Annotated in this window: 8 protein-coding genes; 2 read left to right on the forward strand and 6 right to left on the reverse strand. The window is 38.3% G+C overall.

The features are described 5' to 3' along the window. Positions 1 to 58: 58 nt before the first annotated feature. The gene (locus H5072_RS07330) at positions 59 to 646 is read right to left on the reverse strand and encodes a TetR/AcrR family transcriptional regulator (RefSeq protein WP_182693136.1); all 588 of its coding nucleotides are present in this window, start codon (positions 644 to 646) and stop codon (positions 59 to 61) included. Between the two features lie 112 nt (positions 647 to 758). On the opposite strand from H5072_RS07330, the gene H5072_RS07335 reads away from it, so the two are divergent. Beyond that, entirely contained in the window at positions 759 to 1,301 is a 543-nt protein-coding gene (locus H5072_RS07335; RefSeq protein WP_024595406.1) for a carboxymuconolactone decarboxylase family protein, read from the forward strand. A gap of 62 nt (positions 1,302 to 1,363) precedes the next feature. Here H5072_RS07335 and H5072_RS07340 read toward each other — a convergent pair whose 3' ends face one another. Beyond that, positions 1,364 to 1,894, reverse strand: coding sequence for a hypothetical protein (locus H5072_RS07340; protein WP_182693137.1), 531 nt, complete (start codon positions 1,892 to 1,894; stop codon positions 1,364 to 1,366). Between the two features lie 51 nt (positions 1,895 to 1,945). Between H5072_RS07340 and H5072_RS07345 the strand changes: the two genes are divergently transcribed. Continuing rightward, complete coding sequence (locus tag H5072_RS07345; RefSeq protein WP_182693138.1) at positions 1,946 to 2,338, forward strand: DUF1294 domain-containing protein; 393 nt, start codon at positions 1,946 to 1,948, stop codon at positions 2,336 to 2,338. 53 nt (positions 2,339 to 2,391) lie between these two features. Here H5072_RS07345 and H5072_RS07350 read toward each other — a convergent pair whose 3' ends face one another. From H5072_RS07350 to H5072_RS07365, 4 genes are all read right to left on the reverse strand, one after another. Further along, positions 2,392 to 2,736, reverse strand: a complete 345-nt coding sequence (locus H5072_RS07350; protein ID WP_182693139.1) for a PEGA domain-containing protein — start codon at positions 2,734 to 2,736, stop codon at positions 2,392 to 2,394. A gap of 219 nt (positions 2,737 to 2,955) precedes the next feature. Beyond that, complete coding sequence (locus H5072_RS07355; RefSeq protein ID WP_182693140.1) at positions 2,956 to 3,288, reverse strand: immunity protein YezG family protein; 333 nt, start codon at positions 3,286 to 3,288, stop codon at positions 2,956 to 2,958. A gap of 24 nt (positions 3,289 to 3,312) precedes the next feature. Then, a complete protein-coding gene (locus H5072_RS07360; RefSeq protein ID WP_182693141.1) occupies positions 3,313 to 3,984 on the reverse strand; it encodes an SMI1/KNR4 family protein in 672 nt (223 codons plus the stop codon). Between the two features lie 17 nt (positions 3,985 to 4,001). Then, a complete protein-coding gene (locus tag H5072_RS07365; protein WP_259395902.1) occupies positions 4,002 to 7,523 on the reverse strand; it encodes a contractile injection system protein, VgrG/Pvc8 family in 3,522 nt (1,173 codons plus the stop codon). Positions 7,524 to 7,689: the final 166 nt, after the last annotated feature.

Below are 7,689 nucleotides of genomic sequence, written 5' to 3' on the forward strand. Positions count from 1 at the left end.
GGCCATTTTTATTTAGTAGAATAAATGTAACTTGTTGAGAATACTCGATAACTGCTATTTATAACTTTTTAATCAACATAAACATTTGGTTGATCATTGGCTCAGCAAATTGCTCTACATTAGGACGATTAAAATAACCGCGTAAACCTGTAAATTGCACCTGAAAAAAGCGCGCATATTCAACAGCTGTCAACGTGTTACTTAACTCACCTTTGTTTATTGCTTGGTTAAATAATTGCGTTAAATAAGCTTCAAATTGAGCCGTTAAATCTAAGCTTAGCTCATACAGGTTTGAATCTTTTTCTGCAAACTCGCTGTTTGCTTTAACTAGCATACAAATAGCGCTTGGACTGCAATCTTTTGTTTTAATTACCACGTCTTCAACAAACGCACGTAATCCACCAAGTACTGTATCGGCACTTGATAAAAACCCTTCTATTTGGGTTTTCATTTGTACGGTGTAATCTTTCAGCGATTCGCAATATAGACCTTCTTTAGAGCCAAACGCAGAGTAAATACTACCCGGGCGCATATTAACTGCTTCTTGTAAGTCACGCGTTGAGGTTGCATGAAAACCTTTTTGCCAAAATAGCTGACTAGCAACGCGAACTACATTCTCGCGTTCAAATTTAACCTTATTAGCCATATCATTCTCAATCAATTTGAACATTTGCTCAATTTTAACTTGAACAGTCGCTCAAAATCAAATACTATGTGTCTCGAAGTTACTTAAAACTATTAATTATTAGGAGCTAACCATGGCCGAATTTACTTTATACACTCAAGAAAACGCACCAGAAGAAGCAAAACCGTTACTAGCTGATTCAGTAGCAGCATTTGGTATGCTTCCTAACTTACATGCAGTAATGGCTGAAGCACCAACATTACTTAAAGGTTACCAAGTACTGCATGAGTTGTTTCAAAAAACATCATTCAACGCAGAAGAGCTAACAGTAGTATGGCAATCAATTAACGTAGAGCACGACTGTCATTACTGTGTTCCTGCTCACAGTGGCATTGCAGCGGCAATGAAGGTTGATCAAGGTATTGTTGACGCACTTGTTAACAAAACACCACTTGAAAACCCTAAGCTAGAAACTCTTCGTGAAACTACACTTGCAATGACACGTGAACGTGGCGTGATCAGCGATGAGCAAATCGAAAAATTTTTTGCCGCAGGTTACGCTAAGCAGCAACTACTTGAAATTATTGTAGGCTTGTCTCAAAAAGTAATGAGCAACTACACTAATCACCTTGCTGATACACCAGTAGACGCTGCATTTAAAAAATACGTAAAATAAATACGGTTTTATAAATGACAAAAGGCAGCCTAGGCTGCCTTTTTTGTGTTTATAAATCACAGCTATTTAAATTTAACCGTTTTTGTACTGCGTGTATAAATACGTTGTTCGGGCTTTGTCCACTCACCCTTTTTTAAATAAGAGGTCGATACAATAAATTTATCGTCTTTTAGTTCACTCATCGATTTAACCTTTGTAATACCATCTTGGCTACCAGTTACATCTTCATAAGCTACAAATTGAGTGGGGCTGAGGACTTTCATAGTGCCTTTTGTATAAAATCCTGCGGTTGTGAAATAGTAAAATACCAAAGACTCTTTTTTACTATCGTAAAAAATCATCGACTCGCCGCCATACTCACCTTCATTAATAGAGTGCTTGGTATGTATCGCTTTACCGTTTAAAGCACGCTCCCAACGGCCAACATCTTGTATTTTTTTAGCACCTTCAGGTACTTTAAAGTCAGCCTGCCAAGTTCCTAAATAGGGCTTAAATACGGCAAGTTCTTTATCAAGGTTGGTGAATGTATCGGATGCATAGCTATTAAATGTTAATAAGCATAAGGCTAAGAATATCGCTTTAAAATATGTCATAATTTGGCTCTTGTTTTTGTAATACCAATGCCAAGTATAGGCGATAATTAATTGATAAAGAAAATATTAATCACATTCTCATTACTTTATTTAGCCGCCATTTGGCAGGCTTACCTACTGCAATACTTACCTGTTTATATACCTATATATGTACCTGGTTATATAAGTGTATTAAGTGCTATCACTTTTTTAATGTACGCGTGGGATAAGCGACAAGCTAAGCGCTCTTCACATAAAAAAGTAAACCGCACGCCAGAGCGCACACTGCAACTACTTGCATTATTTGGAGGATGGCCGGGGGCATTACTTGCTCAACAATTACTTCGCCATAAATCGCAAAAGCGGCGTTTTATAGTGGTGTTGTGGTTATATATTTTAATAAATGTTGGTAGTTATTTCGCAGTAGGATATTTGTGGCTTTATGAAGGGTTTAATATGCCTTAGGCCAGTTATTAAATTAATCAGACTAAGGCATATACTAAAACGTACTGAGAAGTTTACTGAGCCGACTGGCTTGCTTCCATTGTATCGAGTTCAACAGTTAGGATTGTTTTTTTATCAACTGAAACCCATTTTCTGTAAGTAAGGTATCCTGCTTTGCTTACTTCAATATCGTATTTACCTTCTTTAAGCTCTATACCAGCTTTGTAAACAGGGTTGATATTCATAATACGAACGCGAGCATCAGCTGGGTTAGTAATAACTGTTAATGAAATTGGTGCGGCTACTTCTTTAATCTCTGCAATAGGTTCTACAACTACTTGCTCAGTTTCTTGAGCAGGAGGAGGTGTAGAACAACCGCTTAATAACAGTAAACCCAAAAGTGCGCTTAATTTTTTCATAGGTACTCCGTAAAATTATTTTAAATAATAAATGTTATATGTCACGAAATATCATGGAGGAGTATTAATAAGTTGGGGTACCTAACTCGTCTTCCTTGACTTTCGTTTGTTTAAAAAACAAATTGGCGTACAGTTTAATATGTATCCAGCTCAGGTTCAATTATTGTTATTAATTTATAAAGTTTTAAATAAATTTAACGCTATGCTTATGCTGCTCATTTAAAGTAATAAAGTGGCTTCATCGTTATTATCGCGCTCAAAGCTTAAATTAAACTGGCCTTGACGAGTGATAGTAAAAATAGCGCGTTGCCAATCCTCAACTTCGTTTTTAATAGCATGGTCAAATAATGTTTTAAATAACTCAGTTATATTTTCAGATACAGCAATTGCATGCTGTATTTCGTTATCTGCTTTAATAAAGTGGGCTTTGCAGGTAATCACAGCATTATTTTCGCAATCTAAAATAAGCTGAGCTTTAAGCCACGGATTATCTATTTGTTGATAAAGGTACTGACCTAGGTGTTGCGGGATGTTTTTAATGTCGGGTTGCATCTGCTTTCCTTAGCGTGTTATTGATTAGTCTTCAAAACCAATTGTTATCCAAGTATCAACTGTTGCCCACAGATCTATGTTCATAGTTGGTAGTTCATCAGCCCACCAAATTAAGGATTCTTCAAGGCCTTTAATACGATTAAAACAGATGTAACCTCCAGCGCCATTAGTAAAAATGCTTTTGAACTTGTTTAAGTCTATATCCACATCGTGCTCTTCTAATACTTCCCAGTCATACTCATCCAATAATTCTTGCTCATCAATTGGTAAAAGCCCCATTGAGTTTGAGACTAGGTAATTAAAGCCATTAAAGTGTGTGTAAAAATCTTTTAAATCATTCGGAAGTTGAGAGAAGCACTCTGTTAATTCTATATTTTTTGGATTTTTAGATTGATAATATAGAATTTGATTTCCTGACAAAGAGCGAATACCAAAAACTAAATGATACTCTTCAAAGTAATATGCTAAATTAATAGTTTCAAGTTGCTCTGCTAGGTATTCATAGGTAAGCTCTAAATCGTTACGGAATTTGCTAAATAAATTAATAGTTCGTTCAATTTTCGAGTCGTTTTCTTTAAATATTTCAGCCCATACCTCAGGTATTACTGCCGTTATATCGGCGGATAAAATTTTAGTGTCAATAACTTCAGGTTTGTCAAAATATTCGCCTAAAAATTTTTTTAATTCATTGTCCATTAAAAATTACCTTAAATTTATTTTACTAAAGTTTTTATCTTACTTTGAATGTCTAATTCTAATTGCGTCTCAAGTTTCATCATTCTTTCTCTGAATTCTGGGGATACTTTGATACCTCCTTTTTTATACTCAGTCCACTGTGAAAAGCTTTTTGAACCTTTAGAAGTGTTAGCCGTTTTACTTAGACCGATGAAGTTAATGGGGTCGTTGAGTACTTGCTTTTGTTGTTCTAATGTTAGCCTTTCAAAGCCATCCATTCTAGTTATTTTGTCCATTGGAACAACGTGATCGGCTTCTAAGCGCCCTGTGACAATTAGCCCTGGCAACGCTTCATCTGGATAAGGTGGCTTTTTGTTCTTATTTACTTGATTTCTGATCTCAGGAGATGGTGTAGACCTTCTTAGCTTGGCATATAATTCAGGAGCTACTCGCCTATCCTTTTTATTATTCCTAGCCCCCTTTAAATCATTTCCTTTTGGCGCATCTAATTCATTCGCAACACTCTTTTTGGGTTTACCCACAATACCGGTGCTTTTCGGCGGCTCGAATTCATCAAGGGCTTTGTTTACGCGATTACCAATCTCACTGGCTGCGCCTTTAACACCTTGGTCTATTTTGGGCGCTATTTCATCAAGCTGTTTAATCGTGGCTTGCATGCCGTCTATGGCTAGCTGTGGCAGCAGCAGGTCGTATTGCCAACTTGTTGATATTTCGTGAAGTGTATCGCGCAGGCCTTTTATAAAGGTTTTTACTTCGCTGGCTGCTTGTTTTCCTAGGTCTTGCCAATTTATTTTACGTAAATACTGAACGGGGTCGCCTTTGCCTAGCTTGCGAAGGACTGCAATTGCGGCTTCTATTGTGTCGCCGCTGTTTTTAATCACCACTTTACCGACGCCTTTTACCGCGGAGCCGAGCACAGGCACTAAACCTATCGCGGTGAGCGTAAAGGCTATCCAGCCATCATTGTCGTTGGCTTTATCGTCATCAGTCAGTAGCATTACATTGGCTAAAATATCCCGCACGTCCATGACTTGGTCAATAACCGGTATCATTGAAATAATACTGCCCACTACAATCTGTGCAGTGGTGGGGTCTTTATTAAAGTCGCCTTGCAGTGCCCCCCATAACCAATTACCTGCTTGGCTGGCTATGTTGCTTGCTTCATCAAGTGTTGCTGTTTGCCCAGCTCTGCTCATTTGTATGGCAGAGGCGGGGGTTATTCTTTTATAAAGTGGATTTGGTGTGGTGTTATCTTGTGGTTCATACTCGCGCGTATCTTCGCCGTATTGAACAGTAAATTGACCATTTGGTACGTCGGTTAATTGCGCTATCCCGTCTTCATCTAGCTGGCCTGTGCTTTGTGTTCCATCATCAAATTTAATTGTATAAGGTGCGTTTTTTACAGGGCTGCCATCTTGATAAACATAAAGTAAATCCACTACGCTTGACGTTGTTGCTGCAATGCCTGAGTCATCAATGGTTATATCACTAATGCGGCTAATATTGGCAGGGCTTGCATTGCTTGGTGCCCGCACTGTTTGTGGGCTAGTTATGTCGTAATCTACCGGGCCATCAAAGGTTATAAATGTGCCATCGAGTGTGAGTACGTTAGTGGCGGTAATATCAACATTGCCTTGGCTGTCGAGTTTTATCTCGCCGCCCGCGTTGTGAATAATTAAATCGCCATTGCCTGAGCCCGTAATGCTTATATTATTGTTTGTTTGTAAAAACGTAGAGCCATTAGGCACATTAAGCTTTAAGTCGCTGTTGTTAGTTTTAAGGAGTATGTCGCTTTGTGCGTGCACTTTTACTGCTCGTCCGGTGAGGAGTGATATTTCATTCTCGCTCGTAAGGGTCACATTTTTACCACTGAAGGCTTGGCTGCCACCACTTTGATAATTTACATGGCTGTTATTTGTGGTTTGCGACACGATATTTTTAACATCAATAAATTGATTGTTTTTAATAACAAACTGAACATTGTTTTGTTCGGTTTCAAGGCATAAGTCGCGCCCTGCGTGTAAATTTATAGTACCGAGTTGGCTTATCCATTGAATAAATTGGCGGCCTGATTTTATAGCATTTAATTCAATATAGTGCTCACTGGCGAGTGTTTGTAAGATGACTTTGGGTACATCTTTATCGTCATCGAACATGAGTTCATTTTGCGCTGCGCTTAATAAGCGATTATGTGTTGGGTTAGCGGATGTAACTACGCTTGGCTGGTCGGCGTTTAGTGCAAAACCCATTATAAATGTATTATTTGGGTCGTTATTAATACACCCAATAAGTACCTCAGAGCCACCAACGAGTGGGAAGTGCCAGCCAGTGGCTTGAGGTTGGTTTTCACAAGCATATAGCGCTAGTTTTTTTAGTGCAGGGCTTGATTGAATTACTGGGCGAGCTGTTTTATCAAACTCGGTACGAATACGGTATTGGCCATGTTCATCTACAAATGCATTACTTGTGAGAGATTCTACGGTTGCTGGAAATACCATGGGCTTAGGCGTGTGGGGCTCAGGCATTGCTTTGTAAGGTGTACCGCGCTCTATAAATTGCGCTACGCAGTGATAGTGCGTTTCACCTTCATGGCTGCTTTCGTCATTTGCTTGATTAAGGGTGTGCTCTATTGCAATGCATAGCAAATCACCACTGGCAAACCCCATATTATCGTCAAGCGAAATTGAGCAGCCTGCAAATACATCAGATACATTACCCATAAGCGTAACCAGCTTATTGTGTGCGGCTAATGCATTACTAAAGCTTTGTGTTTGTGCTGATGCTTCTGCGTCTGAGTTTGCAGCAGGCTCGAAAAATGATTGACTGTTACTGGCTACTTTTTGGAATTGTCCATGGGCATTACTTTGCGCTGCATTATTATATATGGTTTGTGTTACTTCACTGTGCATAAAGCCGACAAAGTTACCCCAGTACTGGGCGTTCATCCCCGCGTTTGCTTTAACTTCTAATACACCCGTACTTAAATAGGGGCTGTTGAGGTTGCTGTCACTTATAACAAGTGTTTCGGTGCTTGACTCGCTTTCAATCCAGTAAAAAAGACCATGCTGAGACATCAAGCGATTAAAAAAGGCCCAGTCACTTTCCATTGCTTGCACACATTGCTTTAAATGCGGTAAGGCGGAACTTGTCCTAAAAACAATTTGTCCTGATGAATAACCTGCTTTTTGTGCTAAGTAATTTAATACATCTTGTACGTTTACAGCAATAAAGACTTTACTGTTTGAGGTGTTTTTTAAGGTGGATAATCGATCTTGAATGTTTATTTTAAAGCGGTGTAAATTGTTGAATACACCCATATTGGTTACAGATGTAATCAGACCGCATTGTTCTCGATATCTTTTGTTTTTATTAACAAAAATCACGCTGGCATTAGCGAGTAGGATATCTGTATTAATTTTTACTGAAGATTCAACGGTGAGTGAATAACTAAAGCCTTTATTAATTTTTTCGTAGCCATGTAGGTAAGTAACATTAAGGTCTTTGTCATTAACCTTCAAAAAAAAATTAGATTTAGTCAAAACGTTGCAATCCCTGCTCGGTAAAATTGGTGGCGTAAACATACCTTTTTGTGTGTTAATGATCAACTGGATAATTGTAACCATAAAAAATTAAATTAGATTTACACTCGATTGTTTCATAAATGGGGATGGTGGTGTTTTGTTGCGTATTTTTCATTTATAAACA

It is taken from the genome of Pseudoalteromonas sp. SR45-5, assembly GCF_014163565.1.
In the GTDB taxonomy this organism is placed as follows: domain Bacteria; phylum Pseudomonadota; class Gammaproteobacteria; order Enterobacterales; family Alteromonadaceae; genus Pseudoalteromonas; species Pseudoalteromonas distincta.

Coding starts and splice junctions, on each gene's coding strand:
- H5072_RS07330 (WP_182693136.1), bottom strand. CDS start 646: ATGGCTAATAAGGTTAAATTTGAACGCGAGAATGTAGTTCGCGTTGCT.
- H5072_RS07355 (WP_182693140.1), bottom strand. CDS start 3,288: ATGCAACCCGACATTAAAAACATCCCGCAACACCTAGGTCAGTACCTT.
- H5072_RS07360 (WP_182693141.1), bottom strand. CDS start 3,984: ATGGACAATGAATTAAAAAAATTTTTAGGCGAATATTTTGACAAACCT.
- H5072_RS07340 (WP_182693137.1), bottom strand. CDS start 1,894: ATGACATATTTTAAAGCGATATTCTTAGCCTTATGCTTATTAACATTT.
- H5072_RS07350 (WP_182693139.1), bottom strand. CDS start 2,736: ATGAAAAAATTAAGCGCACTTTTGGGTTTACTGTTATTAAGCGGTTGT.
- H5072_RS07335 (WP_024595406.1), top strand. CDS start 759: ATGGCCGAATTTACTTTATACACTCAAGAAAACGCACCAGAAGAAGCA.